Raw genomic sequence first — 26,412 nt, 5'->3', positions numbered from 1 at the left:
GGAGAGTATCTTAGATCTTGTCTTGCCGGCGCCTCAGCTCGGCCGCAATGATCGACTGATCCCTGCGTAACGAGAGGCGCCGCGCAGCCGCGAGTGCTTGCCGCCAAGTAGAGACGGCGCGGTCACCGCGTCCGTCCAGCCAATGGGCCACGCCGACCCACAGCCCATATTGGGCGGTGCCGACAGGAAACGCGCGGCGGTAGCGCTTGAGCTCATGCAGCGCTTGGCGCTCCCAGTGGCGCCACTGGTCGTACTCGCGCGAGAGGCCTGCCTCCCTGCCGCGCAGAAGCACTTCGCACACGCCGGCAATGCCGGGCAGTGTGCTGTGCACAGTCGGCCGACGCATCTCGCGCAGCAGGCGTAGCGTCTCGACCACAGCCCGAAGGCTCTCAGCATGGAGCCCGACCCGTGCAAGCGCGAGCGCAAGCGACCCTTTGGCGGAGACCAAGTCGGCGAGATCGGCGGATCCGACCATAGCGGACGTGGTCAGCCGAAGGATGTCGACCGCTTCACGGGGGCTATCCGTGTGGAGCACACACAACGACTTGCATCGGAGCGCCCAAATCTCTTGCTGGAGGTTTCCGCTGTTCTGCGCGCGGGAGAGCAGCGCCTGGGCGGTGTACTCCAGCGCACCCGATTCACCGCGGTAGTACATTGACCAGAAGCGCATGGCCTGGGCGTTGCACCAACTTAGTTGATCGCCCGCCTTTAGACACAGCTCTTGAGACTGATCCAGACGACGATCTACCATCAGCCAGTCGCAGCGGCCGATGCGCCAGAGCGCATCGAGATTACACAGGTGGGCATGGACCGCTGGATCGGCGAGCGCAGTCACCACCCGTTCTGCCCTTGCCATGAAGTAGTTGCAAGCGCGCCGGCGCCCCAGAATTCCCAGCCCGCATGCCAGTTGGGCGGACGCGACCACCATCTCCATGGTGAGCCCCGTGCGCTCCGCATGGGCGACAGCCGCGACGGTGTGGGAAAACGCTCGCGAAAAGCGAAGCTCGAAATAGTCCACGACCGCCGCCTGGTTAAGGCAGCGAGCTAGTTCTCGCTCCCAGGAGTCCAGCACACCATCCTGAGTTGACCATAGCGAAGGAGGTAACACTTGTTGGAACGCGAGCCGCATTCCACCCCCAAGCAGCCGCATCAAAAGGGCTGCCGAGGAACGTGGAACCGGCGTGCCCGCCAAGGTGAGGGCGCGCCTCACCGAAATGCCCTGAGCATGGAGGTCGCCACGACTGTAATGGGCCTCGCCGAGCTGCCTGCGCCAACGCACCGACTGAAGTCTTTGCTCAGCACTCCAAGGCTGCTTCGACTCGTATCTCAAGCAGATTTCCAGAAACGCCTCGACCTCTCGAAAAGCACCGACCTGCAGCGCCTTGATTGCTGCCAAATTGGCATATCCAACTGCCTTGAAATTGTTTCCGGCGGCCTCAAAATGCTGAACGAGGGCCGCGACATCCGCGCCCATGGCGGCCGACTGGCTCGACTCGATCCAAACGGCCAGAGCTGCATGAAGTCGCTGTCGCACTTCACTGGGAATTGAGCCATAAACGACGTCTCGGATTTGATCATGACGGAACTCGTAGTTCCCTGATCCAGTGCCCTGACGCACGAGATGCGCCGCCACGAGCGACTCGACAGCTGCACCCACACCGTCGTGATCCAACTCGCCCTCGAGCAACGTCGCCAGGGCCTCGCCGGTAAATGAACGCCCGATCACGGCCGCAGCCCTGAGAACGTGCTGGACTGGGGTCTCCAATCGATCAACGCGCTCCCGAATGACCCGATCGACACCTTCGAAATATCGAAGGCTCTCGAGCGGGCGGATCGGACACCACAAACCATCGCGTATGGCGATGAGCCCCTGGCTCTTTAATGTCAGCGCTATCTCCTCGGCGAAAAACGGATTGCCACCGGCTAAGGCCGAGACCCGGCGCGCCAGTTCGCCATGTGGGGGCACATCCCCGAGCGTGCGGGCGACCAGTTCGCAAATCGACGCCTCGCTGAGTTCCTCAAGATCCAGGATACGACACAGGCGCGCGGGATCGTCAGGTTCCGTTCCGGATGTATTCCTTCTTGTGGCCTCGGCTCGCCTTCGTAGGTTTTTTAACTCCTCCGGAACTTCGTCCGAGCGTACGCACAGGACCAGAAGCAACGAGGACAGAGATGAGAGAACCCACTCGACGAGGCGCCACGATGCCGAATCCAGCCACTGACTGTCCTCCAGGACCAATGCCAACGGGCGCGGTGCCAAGTTATCCATGAGATCACCCAAAAGACGCATGGTGGCATCAGCGCGATGAGGTCCCTCCAGATGTCGCGTCCCGTCGTTTTGGGGAATTTCGATGCTCAGAACATCACCTAGCAAGGGCAGTCGCCCAACGAGCGACGAGTTGCCTTGAACCCGTTGTGTGACGACATCAAGCACCGCAAATCCATCGCTGTCGGACGGTAGGCCGAGAAGGGACACAAGCACCCGCCGCCATGGCAGGAGCGATGTCCGGCGATCGTCACGTTCGGCGCGCGCGGTCAAAACCTCGATTGCGGTTGAGCGCAGTTCGTCCGTGAAAGCTCTGATCAAAGCGGTTTTTCCAATGCCCGACTCACCCAAGACAACGAGCAAACGCCTGCCTCCACGGCGGGTCTCCTCGAACGTACGTTTCAGGAACTCCAGCTCGCTCTGCCGACCAATCAGCGGACTAAGAGGTTGGACCGGGGCGCGCGGATCCATGGGACAAAATACCGTTGCCATGTCCCCAAGTCCGTCCAGTTGCAACGTGCCGTGTTCTTCGAACCAAAACGCCGTCCGGCTGGCTCGCTCTGTTGGTGCATCGCAGAGAACGTTTGCCGATGCCGCCGTCATAAGCCGCGCCGCCCGATTCACGGGCGCGCCGATCACCATCAGCTGGCGCCGACGTGCGCTTCCGACAACACTAAAAAGCGCATCGCCGGTAGCCACGCCCATCGACGCGGAGAGGCCCAAGCGTTGGGCCGTCAGACGGATCGCGCGAGCAGCATCGACGGCACGGCAAGGATCGTCGCGGTGGAAACTGCCTCGCGCTCCGAACGTCGCAAAGAAAATCAGACCTTTGTCGTCAAAGAGCAACTCGCCGGCCGGCCCACCGCGCGAACGCAGATCCTCCTGGAGGGTCGCGCATAGCAATTGATAGCGCGCAAGCGCCTGAGGTTGACGATGGTCAAGTCCGGCAATTCGCGCGAAAAGGGCGGTGATCGGCCTAATCTCCGCCAGGGCGTCTAAGCGGGCGGTCGTTGGATGATCTTCTTCGGAACGGATGGCAACGGCGCTGTCCGCGGCAACTGAGCGCAAGTCGGCTTCGGACAGCAGGTCCCTGAGCTGCAAAGGCAAAAACCTTGCCAGCCAGCCCGGAGGCGGAGAAGCCAGCGTAGGCCGACTGCGCCGCGATTGAGACGGCTGCGCAAGGGCCAAGTTGGCTTTGTCGGAAAGTACATATTCCCATCGGCGCGCAGCCGCTTGGGACTGAGCGGCCTGCATGATGGCATCTCCGCCTGCAAAGAGAGTCCAGACCGGCTGACCGCCTAAAGCCGCCGCCCAGAGGGCCCCCGCCCCTACTCCAACATGCAGCGCGGGTGCGATTTCAGCTGTTCCGTCCTCCAAACGCTCGTTCCGGCCGCCGCAGATTGCCTTGGCACAGGCTGTCGCCGCTCGCACCGCGCTTTCAAGTCCGCGGACATCCGCCGACCAGTAGGCCAGCAGTTCGTCGCCGGCGAGGTACAAAATCTCGCCTCCACGATTGTATACTTGCTCTACGCATCGTGCGTAGGAATGACTAAGCAGGCTCGGGATTCTTTCAAGTCCTTCTTGCCCCCGTCGTGCTAGTTGCTCGACCAAGGCCGTGTATCTGGACACATCGACAAACACCACTGCAGCCTGGAATTCGACGGCTACTGGGCCATCCGCTCGAAGTGCGTGAATTCTACCGAGTAATTCCAGCGGCAGAAAACTCTCAAGTAGCTCGCAAGTACCCTCCATGGGTTCCTTCCCGCAGCCGTGCCCATGGTTTCAGGGCAGAGAAAGGCACCGCCGACCGCGCACTTCCTAAAGGGAATGAATATCGCCCCGATAGATTGCGTGACTTCCTGACGTTACACCAAATTTCGTATATGATTGATATCTAAATTAGGGAGGACGCATTGCCTGTACACATCAAGGCAGCGCCGGAGCCGCCACGTGCGACGGCTTGGCTCTCGCACCGACTCGAGACATTGGTCCACGATTTTCCGCAGATCGCCGATAGGGAAAGGACAACCGTCAAGGGCGGATATGACTTTGATGTTGCCATCGTTGGCAGCGGCTATGGCGGCTCGGTGGCTGCCGCCGAATTGAGCGCCTGCAAGGATGTGCAAGGCCAATCTTTAAAAATCTGCGTACTGGAACGCGGCAAGGAGTACCTGGCCGGAATGTTCCCTTCGCGATTGGCCGATCTGGGCGGCCACGTCCGCTTTGCCACCCCCTTTGCGAAACGCCAACGCGGCGTGTTCGATGGTCTTTACGACTTGCGCTGCAGCGACGACGCGGTAGCTCTCGTCGCGTGTGGCTTGGGTGGAGGCTCATTAATTAACGCCGGCGTGATGGAGATGCCGCTGCCGGAGATTTTCCGGGAAGCACGCTGGCCCACCAAAATCCGCAGAGATACGACGCTCACAGAGACGGCTAAACGGCTGGGCGATTGGCTGGGAGCCAAGCCGATACGTGTCACCAAGCCTTTCCTGGCCAAGTCCGAAGCAATTAGAAATTTGGCTGGTGGCAAAGCACGACCCGCTCACATAACCGTCGCTTCCGATTGCCACACCAACCACGCTGGGGTCGCGATGAGCGAATGTCGCCGTTGCGGCGACTGCGCCACTGGTTGCAACTACAATGCCAAAGAATCCCTCGACCTGAATTTGTTGCGGCTGGCTCGACAAAGCGGAGTACGAATCGTCACTGGCGCCACCGTCTTGCGCGTTTTGCGCGCGGGCGAAGGATGGCAGTTGGACGTCAATCACACCGATGGCCATCTACGCGACAACCAGCGGAACCCGTTCGCGCTGCTGGCGAGGCGCGTGATCCTTGCAGCAGGCACATTCGGCTCGACGGAAATTTTGATGCGCTCGCAAATCCGCGGGATAAAGTTCTCCGATCAGCTGGGAGGCAAGTTCTCCGCCAATGGTGACATGCTCGTCGTTGCCCATGATTTGGCGGCAAGGGTGAATGGCGTCGCTGATGAAACCGAGGATCCGGCCCCAAACACCAAAAGCGAGGATTGCGGTCGCGCGGTCGGCCCGACAATAACCGCAATGATCGATCTGCGCGACGGCAACGCGGCTACTGACCTGGTGATCCAGGATCTTGCCGTACCGGGACCGCTGCGCCGCCTGTTTGAGGAAAGCGCCACCACATTCGATGTGCTCAATCGCGTCGCCGATGGCGACTGGGCGAAGCATGAGCCGGATCCTTCACGAGTAGACGACGCAGCCGTCAATCCTGCCGCCATCACCAACTCCCTGGTGCTGGCCATGATCGGCCGCGACGACGCGGAGGGAGCACTTGCGCTAGGGCCCTCGATGCAAAACAGCGCCGATGAGATGCAAGGCGATCCTGAAAAAATGCGCGCCGACGGGATGCAAAAGGATGCTGAAAAATTGCGCGCCGACGGGGTGCAAAAGGATGCTGAAAAAATGCTCGCCGACGGGATGCTCACGGTGCGCTGGCCGGAGTTGCGACTGGACCCCCGGCTGGAGAACCATCATGCGCGCCTTGGCAAGTTGCTTCGAGAGTCTGGATTGGGCGGACGGCTGGTGAACAACCTGTTGTGGCGACCTTTGTCCGACAGGCTCGAAGCCGTGTTCGGTCGCCAACGCGGGCCGCTGCTGACGGTGCATCCCCTTGGGGGCTGCGCCATGGGTGACGACGTTCGCCAAGGCGTGACCGATCATTGCGGCCGCGTGTTCGATGCCGCCGCGGTCGGCCTCAGACGCACTCACGAAGGGTTGATCGTGCTCGATGGCTCGGTCGTGCCCACGTCGCTGGGCATCAATCCCGCCTTGACCATAGCCGTTCTGGCATTGCGAGCGATCAGCGAGCTCAAGGAGGAATGGCAACTCAGTGGCGGCCGTTTGATCAACGCCCCCTTGCCTGGGAACTCTCGTGGCGAAACGCGGCCGATATATTCCACGCCGCGGACGAACCCTGCGCCTACGCCTACCAGCATCGAACTGACCGAACAGGTGCGCGGCAAGGTCCCTCTGGCGATGCGCGGCAGCGGTGTGAAACCACACATGGTCGAACTGACGCTAACCACCAAGCCGGTGGTGCTCACCGATCTCTACGCGCTGCAAACGCCCCGTGGACGGTGTTTGCCGATTGCCCATGGTCGGCTGCGCATTCTGCGTGCAGGAAAGGAGTTCGACCCCATTGCAGATCAGGCCTATGAAAGCCATGTTGCGCTCGAGGCGGAGATCTCGGGATCGCTCCACCTGTTCGATCTGGAAGAATCGCGCCCCGTGCCCCGAATGCTGCGCGCTATCCTTGCGTGGGCGCTCAACCGCGGGATGCGCGACTTTGCTTACCGCTTGGTCCGCCAGGGCCAGGAATGGTTGCGTCTCACGCCGCCTAGCGGAGGGGCATCCCATCTCAGACTGCTCGACATTCTGCACCTGTGCTCGCGTGCGGGCGGGGTCCGCCTGATCGAATACGATTTGCACATCGACAAGGTTGTCGAGCCGGAAGATCTCGGCACGGGCGCGAGGTTCGACAGCTCTCTGTTCACGCAGAAGAAAATCAGAGCGGTTAAGCGCCTCACCTATGCGCGCGGCGCCAGCCCTTGGCAGCAATTGATGGAGATGTCGGTCGAAGTTTTCCCGCAGATGAGCAAGACCGTCATTGGCAAGAAGCTACCGTCGCTAGAGCTAAACAAACGATACCTGGCGCGGCAATCGGTGCCTCTGCTGCGGATAGTGGGGCAGCAAGACCGTGTCGCGGCACTGGCAGATCTGGCCTCTTTCATACTCTACGGTTTTCGCGTCGTGCTTCAGATACATGCACTGAGTTTTCGCCGCCCCGACCCGCCATCTGCGCGTGAACCACAACGGTTGCCCGGGGCGGTGCCGGGCTTACCTGCGCCCCAAATCGACTGGTTGACCTTGAAAGGTCAGCTCAGCCCGCCGATCCGCATTCGCCTGGCCCGCTATGACGGCAGTTCCGCAAAGGTGATCGAGAAGGGCGTCCCGAAACGCCCCGTCTTGCTCATCCATGGTTACAGTGCGAGCGGCACCACATTTGCTCATGCTGCCGTACCCGGCAACCTCGCTCAATCGCTGTGTGATGCTGGGCGCGATGTCTGGGTGCTCGATATGCGATCGAGTTCAGGCCTGACTACCGCCACAGGCGGTTGGTCTTTTGAGGAGATGGCGGAGAATGACATTCCGATCGCCGTCCAACACGTGCTGGCTGCGACAGGGCAGGAAAGGCTCGATGTCGTCTGCCATTGCATGGGCGCGGCAATGTTCAGCATGGCAGTGCTTGGCGAGCATGATCGAAGGAATTTGCACAATAAGATCGGGCGCGTGGTGTTTTCGCAAGTCGGCCCGGCAATGCTGTTGAGTTCGGCAAATGTGCTCGCCGCATATGTGATGCGATATGTACGTTATTTTCTTCAACTTGAAGACTATGTGTTCAGTCCGCATGGCGATATCTCGCTCGCCGGTCAATTGCTCGACAGAGCGCTCTCGGCAATGTGGCTGCCGTCCGACGAGTATCGGCGCGAGAATCCCCTCTGGCCCCCAGGCAAAGCGACGCCTTGGGTCGGCACAAGACATCGGATGGACGCGCTCTATGCACGCACCTTCTCGCTCAACAATCTCTCTGACCTCGTACTCGACCACATCGACGATTTCTTCGGCCCGCTCAGCGTCGAGACAGTCTCGCAGGTCATACATTTTGCTGGCTTCAACACCGTGACCGATCGCGCCGGCATAAATCGCTATGTGCTGCCGGACCGGGTGAGGGATCGACTGAGATTCCCGATGATGTCGATCCATGGAGCGGAAAACGGTTTGGTCGCCCCCTCAACGCTAAGACTGATGCGAAATATGCTCAAAGGGGCCGGCGTGCCGCATTTGAACTCATCTCTGCATGCGGTCGAGGCGGTGCAATCGGAGGAAGAAATCAGGGATCTTATTGACAAAAGCGGCCAGTTCCTGGCGCTCGGCCAACCGTCCTACCTGACCTGGTGCATTGCCGGCCACGGTCATCAGGATTGCCTGATCGGCAAAGACGCCTCGTCGATCTGCGGCGTTATAGCGAAATACCTAGGAATGCCGGATATCTCCGATATGCCGGGGCCCTTGGAGGAAAAGCCATGACGCATTCTCTCCCCTCTGAAGCCAGGGCGCCCGCCTTCGGGGTGCGCGTAGAGGTCGAGGCGGGCAAGATCCTGGTGCAAGCGGCCGATAGCGGAGGGCGGGGCTTGCCTCATGCAGCTTTCATTGTTCCCGTCTACGCAAAGGGCGACCGCCTGCACATGATCGGTCCGCCGGTTACGAGCCGCGGCGACGAGAAAGGACAGAGCGACGATAGCCTCTATAATAGTCTTCCGCATTACTATATTAAGCAACCCGCATCTCCTTACGTATTTGAAGTTCCGCTCCATGAGTGGCCTGAAGCGCAGCAGGTACTGGTCTTGCTGCTGTACGTTCAGGCGCAGGGTATTGGCGGCTTGGCTCGGTTACCGAAACTGCCCGACGCGGCGGGATCACCACCTGAAATCCTCGACACAGGTTCGCATGCCAAGAACGCGGTGAAGAGGGCCGCCGAGGCTATTCGGTATGCGCTCGAGACTGACACATTGGATGATTTGCGAGGTGGCCTGATCGTCGGCAGGCCTGGAAGGTCGCACAGAAGCCATCGGCACAAGAGCGATGCCCGCGCGGTATCGAACCTTTCATTCGCTCTCGCAAGTTGCCAATACCCCAGTGATTTCCTCGACCACATGCCCGACGGTCAGCATGCGACACGAGGGCCCGCGGATGCGTCTCTGCTCGCGCTCGGCGATCTACTGGGCAAACCCGGCGCCCCAACGTTGCTGCTGCTGGCCGGCGATCAGGTATATATCGACGCTACGGCAGGGCTTTTCGACCCTAAGGTAGTCAACGACCGATTCCGAATACCCTACGAACGCCGGGGCCAGAGCCGCGGTGTGAAGGCGGTGATGCAGCGCTTGGACATGGCGGTTGAAATGATGCTGGACGATCATGAGATTCGCGACAATTGGGCAAAAGACCCCGACCCGGCGATGCGCAAGAATGATATCGTCATAAAGCCTGGGAAGCTGGCTTACTTCAGGTACGAACGTGGCAAGACCGAGGTGCTGGAAAAGCGCCTGCCGGCACACATCTGGCGAGACGATTTAACCCACAACGGTATGCCATTCTTCCTTTGCGACACGCGCACCGAACGTCAAGGACGGACGGTTTCGAACTGGTGCGAAGCGCGGATCATGGGTTCAACGCAATTCGCCAAACTTTGTGAATGGCTTACCAAGCCTGAACACACCGAAATGCCCAAATTTGTTCTCACATCCTCGGCAGTGCTGCCGCGGCGGCGGGAGGTGGCCGAGGCCCCCACTTGTGCCTTGCGTTCGGACGCGTGGGATGGATACCCGTTTTCCTTACATAAACTGCTCAGGTTCGTGTGCAACAAGGAAATAAAGGGACTGGTATTCCTGTCGGGTGACGAGCACGTGAGCAGCCTGGTCACCGCTCGTGTAACAAACAGCAAAACCGGCAAGCAGAGCATCCTGCATTGTATCCACAGTTCGGCGCTGTACGCGCCATATCCGTTTGCGAACGGAACTGCCGACAATTTCCAGGCCAATGAGACTTTTTGCTTTCCCGATCCCGATCCTGAGCAGGGGCCGTATTGTTGCGAGGTGCAGACAAGTTTCGCCCCTGGCGACGGTTTCGCGCTTGTAACGACATGCCGCCGCCGTTCGCATTGGCGTCTGGATGTCAAGTTCCACGACAGCGGGGGGCTCAAGGAGAACGGAACCTTCACGCGCGACCTAGAGTAATAGCTGCGCGTGAAATAAGGCTTCACTCAGTTTTTCTCACTATACCAAGCGGCCCGCGCTCGATCAGGCGCGGCGGCAGCTATTTATCCCGAGATAATCGTCTCTGAGGCCGCATGTCCAAACGATCGCCTGCCCTTTGCATGAGCCTGTGTAGCCGCTCCCCATAAGGAAACGTCGCCATGAAGCGAAAACGCTTGGCCGGCAATCGGTCTCCTCAATCGACAATGGTGGCGGACAGGGTCCGCCACCATTGTGATAACAGGCCACGATAGAGGCCTGCCCGGATTATTTCCCGGCGGCAGCCGCATTCTTTACCCAGCCATCGAACTCCGACTGATTTGCGGCAATCCAGTCGTTGGCGATCTTCTTGATCTCGGCGTCGGTCTTGTTGCCGGCCCCCAGATCGCCTTCCCACTGGCTCCAGATGTCCAGCGACCATTTCGCTTGTTCGATGAATTTCTTGGCCGCCGGATTGTCAGCCAGGAACTTCTTGTTGGCGAGCGTGCGCCAGTTCCATGGGCCAACCGCCATGCGGCATGGGTTCTGCCCCCCCGCACAGCCAACCACGTCCTTGACCTCGTGCGTCTTCGGTTTCGATACGCCCTCGGGAAGAGCGTCATACGGGATCGGCAGCCACACCACGTCCTTGCCGGGCTTCAGCCGATAGACGATCCAGGACGGGCTCCAGGTGTAAAGAAGGATCGGCTCTCCTCGGTCGGCCCGTGCAAAGACCTCGCCGATCAGCGGCTCGTATTTGGCGCGGATGGAGCGCACCGTATCGCTCAAGCCGAACTCCTTGACCTGGAAATCGACGACGTCACCGCACTTCCAAGCGGGATCGCAATTCACCAGATTGGCTTTTCCGTCACCGTCGGTGTCGAACAAGGCGGCGATCTTCGGGTCCTTCAGTTGCGAGACATTGGTGATGTTGTTGGCTTCGGCTGTCTTCTTGTCGATCATGTAGCCGTTGATGCCGCCGCCCGCGATCGTGCCTTCATTGATCAGTTCGACCGTATCCGAGATCTGTGCGATGGCGGGCTCGGCCTGCGGCCAGTTGATGTCGCCGGTCATGTCGAGGTCGTCCTGCGAAATGGCCTGCAGGATCGCCGACATGTTCATGGTCGACAACTTTACGTCGTAACCGAGTTTCTCGAGGCCCGCTATCAGGACCTGGTCCTGAATATAGTTGGCGCCCAGGCTGTCGGAGGACGTGAAACGAATGGTCTTGCCTTCGCCAGGCTTATCCTGCGCAAAACTCTGCCCACCCATCATGGTTGCTGCAACAGCCATGGCGCAGGCCAGTCTCAGCCCTTTGCGGTATCGATAATTCGCCGACATGTATTCTCCCCTTGTTGTGATATTTGTTGCGTCGTTCCGCCTGATCGAGACGGTGTTCAAACCTGCTGGTGGTTCGTTTCGAAACTCCCCGCTTCCTCATTTCTGGGACGCAGCAACTGAGCCAGGGCGGCCCGGATGCCCCGGGTTGGTCCGGCCTTGTCCTGGTTGGCCAGGCCCTGCGTGATGCGATCGAGGATCATGGCTAGCAGGACGATGGCGATGCCGCCGACGGCAGCCATGCCGACATCGAGACGTCCCAGCCCCTGCAGGACCACAAGTCCGAGCCCTTCGGCCCCGATCATGGATACGATCACCGACATGACCATGGCCATCAGTACTGTCTGGTTGAGGCCGCCCAGAATGGTTGGCAAGGCCAATGGAAGTTGGACTTCCCAGAGAAGTTGGCGATCGGTGGCACCGAAGGCCCGCCCCGCCTCGACCATCTCCTTGTCGACAAGACGAATCCCGAGATTGGTGAAGCGGATCAGCGGCGATATCGCCGCCACGATGACCGCGACTGCCCCAGGCACCGTTCCGACGCCGAACAGCATGACCACCGGGACCAGGTAGACGAAGCTGGGCGTCGTCTGCATGACATCGAGCACCGGCCGCACGATGGTCCAGGCGCGATCGTGGCGCGCGCACAGGATTCCGATTGGAATGCCAAGGATGACGCACACCACGATTGCCGTGGCGATGAGCGACAGGGTGGTGATCGCTTCCGCCCACAGGCCCATGAAGGCAATCAGGGTCAGCGAAAGCAGCGTGAATATAGCCACGCCACGCGATGCGGAGCGCCATGCGATGAGGGCAAAGATCCCGATCAGGATCGGAAACGGAATGGCATGGAGTCCATGGTCGATCGCGGTCAGAAGGGTCTCGACGGGCCACTTGATGGTCTGGAAAAGTGGCCGGAAATGCATTGCCAGCCAGCGGACGCCGACCTGGATCCATTGGTCCAGCGGGATGACATAGAGATTATCGACATCCAGCATGATCAGGCCTCCGCTCCCCGGGATTGCGAGGAAGCCGCCGCCGGAGCGCCAATGCGGGACAGTATCTGGAGTGGATCGACACGCCCCAAATATCGGCCGCCCTCGTCAACAACGGCTATCGGCCGGTCTCGATGGCACAGGCTGGCCACCACCGACAGCTTTTCCGTGCCGCATACCGTCTCATAGTCCTTGCTCATCAATGATTGGATCGCCGAACCATCGGCGAGGCGTGGCAACTGGCGTGGTCCGACGACACCCACGACCTGCATCGAATCGTCGACGATGAACACCGGTTCGCCATCGGCATCGCGGCCGCCGGACGCACGTCCGTCTAGCCGGAGCGGGCTGCTTTCCACCATCACGGAACTCGCATCGAACAGATGGGCCCGGTTGACGTCGCGGGTGAAGGCTGCGACGTAGTCATTGCCGGGCTTGGTCACGATGTCCTGCGGAACGCCTTCGCGCATCACCATTCCATCCGCCATGATGGCGACCCTGCTTCCGAGCTTCAGCGCCTCCTGGAAATCATGCGTGATGAACAGGATGGTCTTGTGGAAAGTCCTGTGCAGGCGCAGCAGTTCGTCCTGCATTTCGCTGCGGATGAGTGGGTCCAGCGCGCTGAAAGCCTCGTCCATGATCAGGACATCGGCATCCGTGGCGAGTGCGCGGGCCAATCCGACGCGCTGACGCATGCCGCCGCTCAGCGTACCGGGAAGATGATTTGCCCACGAAGCCAGCCCGACGACCTCCAGCACCTCCATCACCTTCTTCCTGCGCGCGGCGGCTGGCACACCGCGCAGTTTCAGGCCGAACTCGGCATTCTCCAACACCGTTCTGTTCGGCAACAGGCCGAAGTGCTGGAACACCATGGAGATACGCGTCCGGCGGATTTCGCGCAGCCGCGCTTCGCTGGCGCCGGTGATCTCCTCGCCATCGATAAGGATGCGCCCTGCATTCGGCTCGATGAGGCGATTGATGCATCGCGCAAGCGTCGACTTACCGGAGCCGGACAAGCCCATGATCATGTAAATCGAACCGACGGGAACGGACAGCGACACGTCGCTCAAGCCGACGACCTGCCCGGTCTTCTGGAGCACAGCTTCCTTTGTCTCGCCAGACTTCAGCATGGCCAAAGCCGATTCCGGCGATCTGCCGAAAATCTTGTACACGCCCTCGACCGTTATGCGATCCGTCACACCTGTCCTCCACTCCTGGCCTGGCGGACGATAGTCAGCACATTCCAGAGCCACGATCCCGATTAATGAAGATAGAACTGCACCCGCCGTCTTCCCCCGTTCGGCAGGATACCCGCCTAGCCCAATGCTATGAAGGAAAGCATACGGCTCGCGGGTTCGATGATATAGGCTCTCCGCTACCCGGATAGGTATAATCCGGGACGCCTGTATGGAGGAACGGCATGCTGGCTTCGCCTAAAAACCCTGCCCTCATGGTCGTGGACATGCAGAACGATTTCGTGCGCAGGCATGCGCCGATGGAGGTTGCATCCGCGCGCGAAACCATACCTTCGATCAGCAGACTCATTGCGGCGTTTCGCGGCAACGGCAAGGCGGTGGTATTCACGCGATACGTTGCCGACCCCCTGTATCAGGCCTTGGCCGGCAAGCTGACCTGGATCAAGCTGACCGATGCGCCGACCCATGCGTGCGTGCCGGGCTTCATGCGATCCTACGGCGATGTCGAGGGCCTGCGGGATGCCGCGGAGGTGATCGACGAGCTTGCGCCACAGGATGGCGATATCGTGCTGGACAAGGTCTATTTCAGCGCCTTTCATGCCACGGATCTTGCCAAGACGCTCAAGCTGCTTGCGGTAGACGGTCTGGTATTCGTCGGCACGGTAGCGGAGATGTGCGTCGAAGATAGCTGCCGTCACGCCGTGCATTTCGGTTATCCCACGATTGTGGTGGAGGATGCTGTTTCTTCCAACCATCCGCCCAGCCGGCAGGCCATGCTCGATGCTTTCGCACGCAACTACGGCTGGGTGATGACCACGGACCGGCTCCTGGATTCTTTCGCGGTCGGGCAAGCGGGATGCGAGGTCTTGAACCTACCGCAGCGGTGAAAAATCGGTCGGGATCAGGATTCGGTTTTCCATCGTTTCGATATTCTCGGTGAGCTTGACCGTAAACGCCCGCCACGCGGGATCTTCGGCCAGCCGCTGACGCCGCTCGGCGCGGTCGTTCAGGTTGCTATAGCCCCATAGATGCACGACATGGTTGAGAGGTCCGATCTCGGTGCGGAAATAGCCGATCAGGTTGCCCAAGATCGGCTGCTGGATGGCAAGGCCTTCCTCGCTGATAAGTTGCATGTATCTGGCGAGACGGCCGGCCCTTATCTTGTAGATGCGTTCCTCGACAATCATGGCGCGACAGCTCCCATCAGGCGATCACCCGCGACTTTTCCCTGCCCGCTTCCTTCTCGCGCATCGCAAATACGGGCATCACTTCCTTGATGAACAACGCCAGCGATTTCTTCTGCACTTCAAACGGCAGGTCGAAGGCGAGGCCGAGGCAGAACTGGTCTACGCCCGCCGCTTCATAGACCATCAGCTTTTCGACCACCTCGTCCGGCGTGCCGAACAGGAGATTGTCGCGGATCGACCGCGGATCGTAGTCGCCGCTGTTGCCAACGGTGTCGTAAGAAACCGCTTCAGGAAAGCCGTTCTTCACCGTGCCGATGTTCTGGAACAGGTTCTCGAAGCTGCGCCCATATTGATAGCTGTAGCGAACCGGCAGTTCCCAGTCCTCGGGACGTTCATACACGCAAGTGCGGCGCAGCATCATGAACCGCGGCCTCGGCACTTCGGGATGATCCTGGACCGCCTTCTTGAACTTGTCGCCGAGAATGCCGATTTCCGCGACCGGCCGCGACAACGGCGTGGAGAGGATGTTGTGGCCATTGCGCACCGCCCAATCGAATGTGCCGGGGTCACGCGCCGCCACCCAGATGGGCGGGTTGGGTTGCTGCAAGGGCTTCGGCACCGAGGTTGCCAGCGGGAAGTGGTAATACTTACCCTCGTGGGCGTAGTCGCCTGCCCATAATTTCTGGACTGCCGGCAGCAGTTCCTGCATGTAGGCGCCGCCTTCCTGTTGCGGGATGCCTCCCGCCATACGGTCAAATTCATACTGATAGGCGCCGCGGGCGATGCCGAATTCCAGCCGCCCTCCCGTCAGGTGATCGCAAAGTGCGGCCTCTCCCGCGAGACGGATCGGGGTCCAGTACGGCGCGACGATGGTGGCGGTGCCAAGCCGGATCTGTTCGGTATGAGCTCCCCACCAGACCAGCAACTGGAACGGGCCGGGCGCGATCGTGAATTCAATCGTGTGATGCTCGGGCGACCAGGCGGTCTCGAAGCCGCCGGCATCGGCCATACGGACCAGTTCCAGCGTCTCAGCCGCCACCTGGCGCATATCCTTGTCGGGACTGAACCTCTCCATGTTCAGGGAAACGGAAAATTTCATGGCAATGACCTTTTCGAATATTAGGGGAACCGTCGGATGAGCGTCAGCACAAACGGATTACGAACGGGTCCTGCGTGGCGCCGGAGTAGTCGATGACGACATTCTTCAGGCGGGAGAACTCGCGCATAACCTCGAAGCCCCCGCGCTTGCCGTAACCGCTCTCCTTGAACCCGCCGGAGGGCGACATGTAAGCAGCAGAGCGATACGTATTGACCCAGACCGTGCCGGCATCAACGTTGCGCGCAAAGCGCAGCGCCCGGTCGATGTCGCGGGTCCAGACACCCGCCGCCAGCCCATAATGGGTGTCGTTGGCAAGCCCAATCAGCTCGCTTTCATTGTCGAACGACACGACGCCCACGACGGGCCCGAAAATTTCGTCGCGCATGAAGCGCATGTCGTTGCGCGCATCCGCCAGAACCGTGGGCTCGTAATACCAGCCGCCGGGGAGGTCGTCCCGCCGCGGCCGGTGGCCTCCGGCAACCAGCCGCGCGCCATCGGCGACGCCGTAGTCCACATACTGCTCGACCTTGTCGAGTTGGGCAGCGAGCGCCAGCGGACCGATTTCCGTGTCCTCATCGGTCGGATGGCCGATACGCACGCGCCTGGTACGATCCGCCAGCTTTTCTACGAATGCGGCATAGATGGATTTTTCGACGAAACAGCGCGAGCCTGCGATACAGGTCTGCCCGGCAGCGGCGAACACGCCGGCAACCACGCCGTTCACCGCGCGCTCGATGTCGGTATCGGCGAATACGACATGAGGCGACTTGCCGCCCAGTTCCATCTGACACGAAACAAGTCGGTTGGCGGCGATGCGGCGGCCGGTTGCCGTACTGCCCGTGAAGGCGATCTTGGCGACATCGGGATGCAAGGTCAGCGCTTCGCCCGCCGTGGCGCCCTTGCCGGTAATGACATTGAAAACGCCAGCCGGGAAGCCCGCTTTTGCAATCAGTTCGGCGAGGGCAAGGGTGGACGCGGAAGTATGCTCTGATGGCTTGACCACGACCGTATTGCCAATCGCCAGGCAGGGTGCGAGCGTGCCGGTCAGCAGCATCAGCGGTGAATTCCACGGCGAGATCATGCCCACCACGCCGATCGGCTCGCGCAGCGTGAAGTTCAGCATATCGAGCTTATTGACCGGTATGGTCTCGCCATGCAGCTTGTCGGCCATTCCGGCGAAATAGAGATAGCTGTCCGGCGCCGCGCGCAGTTGCACACGCATCTCTTTCAGAAGCTTGCCGTTGTCACGCGTCTCGATGGCCGCGAGTTCATCGGCGTGTTCCGCGATGAGATCGGCCAACCGGCGCAGCAGCTTGCCGCGATCCGTCTGCGTCAGCCTGCGCCAGGCCGGATCGTGAAACGCTCTTTTGGCTGCCTGCACGGCGGCGTCGACATCATCCGCCCCGGCGTCGGCAACCTCATACCAAGGCGCCGCGTTCGTCGGATCGTAGCTCGGCATGTAGCGGCCGGACCGCGGCGCGACGCGCTCCCCGGCAATGAAAAGATCCTGGCGCGATCCTTCGATCACCTTCAGCGTCAGGTCCATCATCTCATCCCTTCGCGGTTTCTCGGTCGCCAGCCAAGCCGTTAAGCGACCGCCACGGACGCGGGGCGCCGTCTATCATCGCCACCCGGCCGCCATCGCTGGAATCGACGTAGATCCCGAAGCGAGAGTCCGCGCGCTCATGCAGGTAACGGCGCAGCGTTGCGCGTATCTGCCTGATCGGAATGCTGTCCCAAGGCAGCTCTTCATGGGCAAAGAACCTCAGCGACGGCGACAAATCCGGAATTTCGCCGGGCGGGCCCGCGAGCGCGCCACGGTAAACGACATAACCGGGCTGCTGGTCGGCCACATCGAAGACCGAATAGAGAAACGCATCGCTGGTGAGCGGCGCAACCACGCCGCCGCCTTCGAAGCTGAGCATGTCGCCCGGCTTACGGTGCGTTGCCGTCGGCAGTTCCCAGCCTCCGGCGCCATCGTCGCGCAGCAGGATGCGGCCGTCATGCTCGACCAGGTAGCCGATGATCATGCGATGGGAAGGCGTCCAGCCAGGCGGCATCGGGTCTTCCACGCAGACATAGCGCCCCCGGCAAAACCCTAGCGGAGCGGCAGGGCTGGTGCCGAAAGCACGCACCCGGCCGATCAGGATCACATGGTCTCCCGCCTCGATACGGTCATGCACCGTGCAGTCGAACCAGGTAAGGCTGTCGGTGAGCACCGGCGAGCCCGTATGCACGGTAGTATGGGCTATCGTCTCGAACTTGGAGAGTGACTTCGAGGCGAAGAGGCTCGCCACCTCCTTCTGGCGCTCGTGCAGTACGTTGACGGCGAAGCCTTCGGCCGTGTTGAATGCCGGAAAGCTGCTGGCGCTCTTTCCTATGCAGACGAGCAGCAGCGGCGGCTCAAGGGAGACTGAGGTGAAGGAATTCGCAGTCATGCCGCGCGGCGAACCATCTTCGTCCCGCGTCGTCACCACCGTGATGCCCGTGACGAAGGTGCCGAACGTTCGCCGCAGTTCCACTGGATCGATCGTGCTCAGCTCTTTTTCCCTCTTGTCCGCCATGCGTCCTGCCTCTCCAGGAGGGTGGAAGGATAAAGGGACGTGAGAGAGGGTCTTCCTGCTCTACGCAGGAGAGGCGGTAGTCAGACTCCTAGGACACGAAGCAGAGACCGCATCAGACAGGTTGCTCCCGGGCAATGGTCTCGTTGAGGCGTATTGCCAGTTCAAGCGCGAACCGACGTTCGGGTGAATCGATCTCGATGCCAAACAGTTCCTGGATACGGTTCAGGCGATAACGAAGCGTAGTAACATGCAATTCCATCGCGTCCGCGCAGGCCTGGCTGCGGCAACCGTGCTCCAGAAAGACGGTCAGGGTCCTGATATAGTCCGTTGCATGCGCCTCGTCGTGACGCACGACCGCGCCAATGGCGATATCCACGAACGACCTCACTTCCTTGCTGTCGGCCGCCGAAAGCAGCAGCGGAAAAGGACCGAAGTCCTGGGGCGCAAGCAACCCGGTACGGTTGAAGCGGACGGCAAGACGGATCATGCGCTCGCATTCAAGCCATGCCTGGGGATAGTCGTGAATGCTCGAACAGGTCTTACCCGCCACGATGATCGGCTTGGTGCCGATCAGCCACTGCGTTTCCTCGATCAGCTTGCGCACAAACGTCTTGACCACCGTGTCCGCGTCGCGGGGCGCGTCGGGAATGCGGCACAGAATGATCTCGCCCAATGCGGCGGCGGTCGCCTGCGGCGCCAATTGGCCGGCGAGCCGCATGATGGAGCGGTGCAGTTCGGGTATGGTCTTGCCCTTTTCCGGCACAGTTTCCGGGAGGCCGATCGCGACCAGCCTGGCGGTGGCGTTTACGTCAATGCCGAGCCGGCGCGCCCGCGCCGTCAAATCGTCCACGTTGCGCCAGTTGCCGGAAACGATTTCCATGAACAATTCGCTGGAAGTCTGCGATTCCGTCTGGAACCGTAAATGGCTGCGCATCAACTGGACGCTGAGCGCGAACCGAGCGCTCTGAAGAAGAAGATGATCGAGGTCGCCGAAATTGGCGTCGAGCGAAAACACGATCAGCGCCCCTACCGTCTTGCCATCCACGACCAACGGCTCCACCGCCGCCGGCAGGTTGAGGTGATGGCCGCCGCAGTTCAGGTACAGCTTGCGCATTTCAAGCCCGGCCTGGTCCGAGATATCGCGAGCAAGACGGAGAAACTGGCGGCTCATGCAATCGTCCATCTCCTCGCGCCAGCGGTCGGTGTCGATGAGGTCCGGCTTGGGCGAACGTCCGGCAACGACCAGGTTGGCAGTCAGATCCACCACGACGATTGCGTTCGGCAGGAAGGTTTCGACCATGGAAGCCGCGGATGCGACGGAACCGTCCGACAGGACCTGGTGCATCAGGGAGGAATGCGCGGCAAGTGCGTTTTGGAGTTGCGCGGCGGCAGCATGTTCCGCCCTTAGCCTGTGGGCCTTGTCCACGGCTATGGCGCCCAGATGGACGATCGTCTGCAGGAATGCGAGATCGGCCGCTGACAGATCGACAACGTCGCGCGACTGCACCGACAAGACCATCGCGCGATCTTCCATGTCCCGGCAGCCCAGAGGCAAAACCACGACAGTGCGATAACCGCGCTGGATTGCCTCTTCCCGATAGCCCGGAAATTCGATGCTCTCCTGGGCATCGCGAATGATCACCGGATCATTGCGGGTCAACGCGATGAGGGATGGGCTTGTCGCCAGCGTCCAGCGGTTGCGATAGGACTTCGTCAACTGGCTAGGATCATGCCGGGTCACGACCACAGCATTGCCATCCGCCTGATCGATGCTCATCACCGCCGCCATCGACCAGGCATCGTGCTGGCATGCCGCATCGACAAGGTGCTGCAGCGTTGTCTCGAGGTCGACGCTGGAATTGATGAGGCTGGTCACGTCGCGCAGGACGCGTGACAGCGGGCGATCCAAAGCGCTCAACAGAACCTCGCTGCTTGCCGGTACTCGATCGTTACATAGCCTTCCTGGTCGATGGCGCGCCACAGTCATATTCGTTACCGGGGGTCATGCCGCCGCCATATGGCCGGCATGGATAGGATCGACCTTGCCGGCTGTTCGCGAAAGGTTTGGCAGGCCTTCAAAGCGACATGATGACCGACTTGGTCTCCGTATAAAGGTTCAGCCCTTCCTGTCCCCGTTCCCTGCCCCAGCCGGATTGCTTGAAGCCGCCGGTGGGTATCGCCGCGTCCACCGAGCCGTGTACGTTGACCCCGATCCGGCCCGCGCGAATTCGCCGTACCATCTTGTGGGCGACGCTCAGGTCCCGCGTCCAGACGCTGCCAGCTAGTCCGAAGATGCTGTCATTCGCCTGCCGCGCGATCTGTTCCAGGTCGTCGTCATCGAAGCTCATGGCGCACAGGACAGGACCGAAAATCTCTTCCTGCACCACCGCCATGTCGGGTCGGGTATCGGTCAGCACCGTCGGCGCAATGAAGTTGCCTTCATTGCCTATCCGCGTGCCGCCAAACGCCACCGTTGCACCGGCGCTCCTGCCCTGCTCGATATAGCTCATGACGCGGTCGCACTGGACCGGGGAAATGACCGGCCCCATCTGGACGCCTTCGCTGAGGCCATGACCAACGCGGATGTTCCCCGCCCGCTGGCCGATCCCATCCACGATCTGGTCGAACACCTTCTTGTGGGCGAACAGCCGCGATCCTGCGGTGCAGACCTGGCCGCTATTGGCAAAAATGCCCTGCGTGACACCGGGAATGGCAACCGACATGTCAGCATCGGGAAAGACGATGACGGGCGACTTCCCTCCCAATTCGAGCGACACTTTCTTCAAATTGCCCGCGGCAGCCTTGACGATGATGCGGCCGACCTCGCTGGAACCCGTAAAGGCAACCTTGTCGATCTGGGGGTGCGAGGCTATCGCTGCGCCCGCCGTAGGTCCAAAACCGGTCACGATATTGATCACGCCGGCGGGAATGCCGGCCTCCTGGACCAGTTCACCGAAGCGCAGCGCCGTCAGCGGCGTCTGCTCCGCCGGCTTGAGCACGATCGTGCAGCCGGTGGCCAGCGCCGGAGCTACCTTCCAGGCCAGCATGAGCAGTGGCGCATTCCACGGAATGATCTGCCCGACGACGCCGACCGGCTCGCGCACCGTGAAGGCATGGTACTTGTCCGGCGCAGAGATCGAAATGGTTTCGCCTGTGATCTTGGTCGCCCAGCCCGCCATGTAGCGGAACATATCCACGCTGAGCGCGACGTCGGAATTCCGGGCATTGGCAAGCGGCTTGCCATTGTTGAGAACCTCCAGTTCGGCCAGTTCATCGGCGTTCTGTTCCAGCAGATCCGCCAGTTTCCAGATGAGACGTCCACGTTCGCTGGGCGTGATGCGGCTCCATGGGCCTTCTTCAAAGGCCCGCCGCGCAGCTTTGACGGCATTGTCGATATCGGCGGCGCCGCCCTCCGGAACCTGTGCAATTATGCGTCCCGTGCCCGGATCATATGTGTCGAAAATCTTCCCGGACTGAGCCGGCACCCATTTTCCATCGATAAGGAGTTTTTTCTCCTGGCGTAAAAAGGAAGCCGCCTTCTCTCCAATTCGGAACTGATCAGCATGTGTGTTCATCGAATTCTCCATAGGTATCGGGAAGCGCCTTGCCCGGATTCGTTCAAGGGCGTCCATCTGAAGCGCCCTCGTTAAAGCTTGTCACTCGATCACGAAGTGGTCGGGTCCGACCGCGCGAGGCTGCCGCTTCGGCGGAATGAAATCGAGCGGCCGCACGGGAGACGGCAATTCCGTCACCGGCTTGCCGATCAAGCGGTGCCTGTCCGCGGCCGGCTCCGGGTTCGGCACCGCTGCCATCAGCTTCTGGGTATAGGGATGTTTCGGATTCCCTATCACCTCGCGGCTGGGCCCGATCTCCACGATCTCGCCAAGATACATGACCGCCACGCGGTGGCTGACACGTTCGACAATGGCCATGTCGTGACTGATGAAGAGGTAGGACAACCGCAGGTCCTCCTGCAACTCAAGCAGCAGGTCGATCACCTGCGCCTTTACCGAAACGTCGAGCGCCGAGACAGCCTCGTCGGCTATAATGACCTTCGGGTCGAGCATCAGGGTCCGCGCAATGCAGATTCTCTGGCGCTGTCCGCCGGAAAACTCGTGCGGAAGACGGGTGATCATCGACGGTTCGAGGCCGACACGCTCCAGAAGATGTTTCGCCTTGTCCAGGGCCTTGGCCCTGGTCGCCAGCCCATGGCATAGCAGGGGCTCAGCCAGGATCGCACCGACGTTTTGCTTCGGGTCCAGGGAACTGAACGGATCCTGGAAGATCATCTGCACATTGCGCCGGAGATCCGAAAGATCGGACCTGTTGTCGCGCCGCACCGTGCGTCCGTCGAAGACCACCTCGCCGGAATCCGGAGGATTGAGAAACAGGATGCTGCGTCCGGTCGTCGACTTGCCGCAGCCGGACTCGCCAACCAGCGACAGCGTTTCTCCAGGCATGATGTCGAAGCTCAGACCCTCGACGGCATGGAGACGCCCCACCTTGCGACGCATCGCCCCGCCACGCACGTCGAACCGGGTCACCAGCTTGCGCACGCTCAAAACCGGCTTCGGAACAACATCCTTGGCAGGCGCGCGGTAGGAGCGGGCGACGCCTTGCCCCAGGCGGGGGACCGCGTCGATCAGCATCCTCGTATAGTCCTCGCGCGGACGCTCGAAAACGTCCTTTACTGCTCCCGTCTCCACCACGCGTCCCTTGTGCATGACCATGACGCGGTCGGCGATGTTGGCCACTACGCCCATGTCATGCGTGATGAACAGGATCGCGGTGCCGGTATCGCGCTGGACCTCGTTCAGGAGATCGAGGATTTGCGCCTGTATCGTCACGTCGAGCGCTGTTGTCGGCTCGTCGGCGATAAGCAGCTTCGGCGAGCACGCCAATGCGATGGCGATCATGATCCGCTGCCGCATCCCCCCGGAGAACATGTGAGGATAGTCATTGAACCGCCGCCGCGCGTCAGGAATGCGAACGCGGTCGAAAAGCCGGATGCCCTCCTCCCGCGCCTCGGCATCGCTTAAGGGTCGATGCTGGCGCAGCATTTCCTTGATTTGGGTGCTGACCTGCAGAACCGGGTTCAGGCTCATCATCGGTTCTTGGAAGATCATGCTGGCAATGCCGCCACGCACCCGCCGCAATGTCGATGTCGACGCCCCCACTACTTGCTGGCCATCCACGATGACCGAACCGGTCACTTGGGTATTGCCGGAAAGCAGTCCCATGATCGTCATGGAGGTGACGCTCTTGCCGGACCCCGACTCGCCGACAAGCGCCAGCGTCTCGCCAGCATGGATGGCCAGATCGACATCATGCACCACCTGATGCTTGCCGAAAGCGACGTTGAGGCCTTTTACCTCGACCACTGGATCGGATTTCCGTTCACTCATGAGTTTGGCGCCGGTGCAACAGTGAAGCCCGCCTGCGAGCGAGAGCGCTCCGAAGTTGGAGCCCAGGTGAGCATTTCGAGCGCGTACAGCGCATCCAGCGTCTCGCGCGACAGGGGAATGCCCTTCTGGTGCGCCATGGCGATCTTTTCCCGAGGCCGAACGGCAATGTGCCCGGACGCCTTCAGTTCAGGCCTGCGGGCGCTGACCATGAGAAGCGCGCAGCCCGGCGTCAGCCCGGCGGCGTCGATCGATTCCAGAACCGCCGTGTCCTCACCGAGGAGCGCCGCCAGGGCATCCCGGCCCCGGCCCGAATAAAGCGCACCCCGTGCGTCGGGGTCAGCCAACAGCCAGTCGAAGGTTCCATCCCTGGCGATGATGCCGATAGAGGAGAGATTGTAGTCCATCGCACCGACCAGCGTGGCCGGAACAAGCGACAGCTCGGTCGCCGCCAATATCCGGCACATTTCCCATTTGGCGCCGCCTGCATGCGCGGCGAGAGCATCGATCGCGGCAGGTCCCGTTTCCAGAAATGAAACGCCGGCGGCGTCCAGCATCGTGAGCCCGTTCGATTTCCGGTAGCGGAAGCCATGGGAGGGCCGCGGTCCCGCCTGGCGAATTTCATCCAGAATAGCCGGATCGAGCGCCGCACCTGTTGCAACGAGATGAGCGCCCCGGTCAGCGGTTCCGAACGCGTAGCCCAGCGCCCTGAGCGACCACGGCAGGACGCGAGTCAGTTCGGAATAGGCAACAAACATGCTCGTGCTCACAGGGCGACCTCATTCTCATGCTTGCGAACCCGGGAACCCGGCCTGTCAGGCTCGAGGAATTCCGAAGGCAGCGGCTGGTCTTGGAAGAAAGTCCCCCGCACATAGCGGATGCTGAGCGGCGTCGAGCCGCGAATGCCCAGCGACGCAAGGAAAAACCGTATGAGATCGGCGGGGACGAAATCGCGATGCGCGAGCGGATCGCGTATTTCCGCATAGAGCAGGCCATCCAGATATTGCACCCGCGAAATGGCGTAATGCAAGTCCGGATGGTCGAGGACGACGTCGCCGGCGCGCTCCTTGTCACCACGGCTGACCAGCACCGCCGCCAGCCTCTGGATCAATCCGATATGATCGATGAAGGATTCGAAACGCTCGTGCGGGTCGATGACCCGCTCGCCGCGCCTTTGTTCGCCATTGTCGATCGAATGGTACCAGAAGTGCTGATGGGTTTCGGCAAGCGTGCGGTCGGCGGTGAGAGCCCAGACGTAGTTCCTGCGCAGGATCTCGCGCAATTCAGCGACCGTCATTGCTGGCTGCAATTGCCGCTTGCGGGCTGCGCCGATCTGGAAATAGGGCGCGATGGCGTCACAAAAGTCCGGTACCACGTCGAGAAGTACGCTGTGGAACTGCTCACTGGTCTCGCCATCCATGACTTCTGCGACGTGCGCAGCAACGTCGCCCCAGCACCGAAACTGTCCTTCGCGCAGGCTTGCCGATATGCGTGTCAGGTTCTCGATGATGGTTTCGTTGGCCACCACGTAGTCCTGCGTCTGTGGGTCGGTCTGCGCATAGATGCGGATGGTGCTCTCTATCGAGCCGCGGACAACTGAAATGCTTCCCGCATCGACCGGCAGGCTTTTTGCGTAGCCAAGAGCCGCCTCGCGTACGGTCACCCATGTGGCGACCCAATGCGGCCAGCGCTGGAGGGCAACGCACATGCCCTGGCCTGAGGAGTTGCCTATTCCAAGCCCGCGCGCGATCGAAATGTCGAGCTGCGCTGCGTCCGGATTGCGCCGCCGCGCCACGGCATTGACGAGATCGATGGAGACGAGCCGCACCAGGTAGATGGCGAAGATATCCGCAAAGAACGGGTGCGCCAGCGGATGCCCCTCGGGAATGCCCGGATAGGAAACCGTGCCATTCCGGCCGCTGCTTTGAAAGCCACCGTTCCGCATGAGATAGGCGATGCCGAGCTCGGGGGCGGGCTGTTCGCCGCGGGACAGTGCTTCGACTACGGCGTCGAAATGCCGGCTGCTGCGATTGGCCGGGGTCCAGCCGACCACATCCGAATCCGTACGCATCTGGCCTTCAGCCTTGATGTCGAACGTTTCAAATTCCCGCTCGATACGCTGTTGGCTGGCAAGATTGACGAAGAGCGCGCCGAACATGTCACGGTCCGCGCCATCGGAGCGGCGTCCGACTTTTTCGATTCCGTCCCATGGATATGCTCGGGCAATATAGGAGAAGGAATGGCCTTCCGCGTCGATCCGGTAGACGAATCTCGCCGCGCCGTCATCGCCGCATTCCGCCGAGATCATCCTTATCTGCCAGCGTTCGCGAACGATCCTGCGCAACAACATGTCGGCAAAACTGACGCGCGAAGCCTTGAAGCAGCGAAGGTTCTCCACACGCATCAGAACATCCGCCGGCCGCATCCATCGCCGCGCTTTCAGGGCACCTTCCCGGCCGGCAAACTCCTGCAGGCGTTGTTCTATGAATGCCGGCAGCGGCGGCTCGATCTGGTTAGACGTCATTTCCCTGTTCCAA

At 61.0% G+C, this 26,412-nt stretch carries 16 protein-coding genes; 3 read left to right on the top strand and 13 right to left on the bottom strand.

Going from position 1 to position 26,412, the window contains the following annotated elements; genetic code table 11:
- Positions 1–10: 10 nt before the first annotated feature.
- Positions 11–3,763 (bottom strand): adenylate/guanylate cyclase domain-containing protein, encoded by a 3,753-nt coding sequence (locus FJ867_RS23810; protein ID WP_181168429.1) that lies wholly within the window; start codon positions 3,761–3,763, stop codon positions 11–13.
- A gap of 416 nt (positions 3,764–4,179) precedes the next feature.
- Between FJ867_RS23810 and FJ867_RS23805 the strand changes: the two genes are divergently transcribed.
- Positions 4,180–8,391 (top strand): GMC oxidoreductase, encoded by a 4,212-nt coding sequence (locus FJ867_RS23805; RefSeq protein WP_140818768.1) that lies wholly within the window; start codon positions 4,180–4,182, stop codon positions 8,389–8,391.
- On the top strand, positions 8,388–10,097 hold the full coding sequence (locus FJ867_RS23800) for an alkaline phosphatase D family protein (RefSeq protein WP_140525292.1): 1,710 nt from the start codon (positions 8,388–8,390) through the stop codon (positions 10,095–10,097). The genes FJ867_RS23805 and FJ867_RS23800 overlap by 4 nt, the downstream gene beginning before the upstream one ends.
- Positions 10,098–10,382: 285 nt before the next feature.
- Here FJ867_RS23800 and proX read toward each other — a convergent pair whose 3' ends face one another.
- Genes proX through FJ867_RS23785 form a run of 3 tightly spaced genes read right to left on the bottom strand, consistent with a single transcriptional unit; the run spans position 10,383 to position 13,626 of the window.
- Positions 10,383–11,435, bottom strand: a complete 1,053-nt coding sequence (gene proX / locus FJ867_RS23795; protein WP_224519139.1) for a glycine betaine/L-proline ABC transporter substrate-binding protein ProX — start codon at positions 11,433–11,435, stop codon at positions 10,383–10,385.
- A gap of 56 nt (positions 11,436–11,491) precedes the next feature.
- Positions 11,492–12,430, bottom strand: a complete 939-nt coding sequence (locus FJ867_RS23790; RefSeq protein WP_140498487.1) for a proline/glycine betaine ABC transporter permease — start codon at positions 12,428–12,430, stop codon at positions 11,492–11,494.
- Positions 12,431–12,432: 2 nt separating this feature from the next.
- On the bottom strand, positions 12,433–13,626 hold the full coding sequence (locus FJ867_RS23785; RefSeq protein ID WP_140525291.1) for a glycine betaine/L-proline ABC transporter ATP-binding protein: 1,194 nt from the start codon (positions 13,624–13,626) through the stop codon (positions 12,433–12,435).
- Positions 13,627–13,847: 221 nt separating this feature from the next.
- On the opposite strand from FJ867_RS23785, the gene FJ867_RS23780 reads away from it, so the two are divergent.
- Positions 13,848–14,510, top strand: a complete 663-nt coding sequence (locus FJ867_RS23780) for a cysteine hydrolase (RefSeq protein WP_140525290.1) — start codon at positions 13,848–13,850, stop codon at positions 14,508–14,510.
- Here the strand turns inward: FJ867_RS23780 and FJ867_RS23775 are convergent.
- The 9 genes from FJ867_RS23775 to FJ867_RS23735 all read right to left on the bottom strand — a co-directional run bounded on the left by FJ867_RS23775 (position 14,496) and on the right by FJ867_RS23735 (position 26,399).
- Positions 14,496–14,810 carry an NIPSNAP family protein gene (locus FJ867_RS23775; protein ID WP_140525289.1) on the bottom strand — a complete coding sequence of 105 codons (315 nt, stop codon included), beginning with the start codon at positions 14,808–14,810 and terminating at the stop codon, positions 14,496–14,498. The two genes, FJ867_RS23780 and FJ867_RS23775, sit on opposite strands and share 15 nt — an antisense overlap.
- A gap of 16 nt (positions 14,811–14,826) precedes the next feature.
- Complete coding sequence (locus FJ867_RS23770; RefSeq protein WP_140498491.1) at positions 14,827–15,909, bottom strand: LLM class flavin-dependent oxidoreductase; 1,083 nt, start codon at positions 15,907–15,909, stop codon at positions 14,827–14,829.
- A gap of 43 nt (positions 15,910–15,952) precedes the next feature.
- Positions 15,953–17,455 (bottom strand): aldehyde dehydrogenase, encoded by a 1,503-nt coding sequence (locus FJ867_RS23765; RefSeq protein WP_140818787.1) that lies wholly within the window; start codon positions 17,453–17,455, stop codon positions 15,953–15,955.
- A 4-nt stretch (positions 17,456–17,459) separates the two neighbouring features.
- Complete coding sequence (locus FJ867_RS23760) at positions 17,460–18,473, bottom strand: flavin reductase (RefSeq protein ID WP_140525288.1); 1,014 nt, start codon at positions 18,471–18,473, stop codon at positions 17,460–17,462.
- 112 nt (positions 18,474–18,585) lie between these two features.
- Positions 18,586–20,391, bottom strand: coding sequence for a helix-turn-helix domain-containing protein (locus FJ867_RS23755; protein WP_181168428.1), 1,806 nt, complete (start codon positions 20,389–20,391; stop codon positions 18,586–18,588).
- A gap of 157 nt (positions 20,392–20,548) precedes the next feature.
- Positions 20,549–22,105 (bottom strand): aldehyde dehydrogenase family protein, encoded by a 1,557-nt coding sequence (locus FJ867_RS23750; RefSeq protein WP_281405512.1) that lies wholly within the window; start codon positions 22,103–22,105, stop codon positions 20,549–20,551.
- A gap of 24 nt (positions 22,106–22,129) precedes the next feature.
- Positions 22,130–23,878 (bottom strand): ABC transporter ATP-binding protein, encoded by a 1,749-nt coding sequence (locus FJ867_RS23745; RefSeq protein ID WP_140561338.1) that lies wholly within the window; start codon positions 23,876–23,878, stop codon positions 22,130–22,132.
- Complete coding sequence (locus tag FJ867_RS23740; RefSeq protein WP_140633075.1) at positions 23,875–24,645, bottom strand: hypothetical protein; 771 nt, start codon at positions 24,643–24,645, stop codon at positions 23,875–23,877. The genes FJ867_RS23745 and FJ867_RS23740 overlap by 4 nt, the downstream gene beginning before the upstream one ends.
- Positions 24,642–26,399 carry a hypothetical protein gene (locus FJ867_RS23735; RefSeq protein WP_140558050.1) on the bottom strand — a complete coding sequence of 586 codons (1,758 nt, stop codon included), beginning with the start codon at positions 26,397–26,399 and terminating at the stop codon, positions 24,642–24,644. The genes FJ867_RS23740 and FJ867_RS23735 overlap by 4 nt, the downstream gene beginning before the upstream one ends.
- Positions 26,400–26,412 lie beyond the last annotated feature (13 nt).

The sequence above is a fragment of the Mesorhizobium sp. B2-5-3 genome (genome assembly GCF_006441005.1).
In the GTDB taxonomy this organism is placed as follows: Bacteria; Pseudomonadota; Alphaproteobacteria; order Rhizobiales; family Rhizobiaceae; genus Mesorhizobium.
This window is presented reverse-complemented; position numbering and strand designations above follow the sequence as displayed.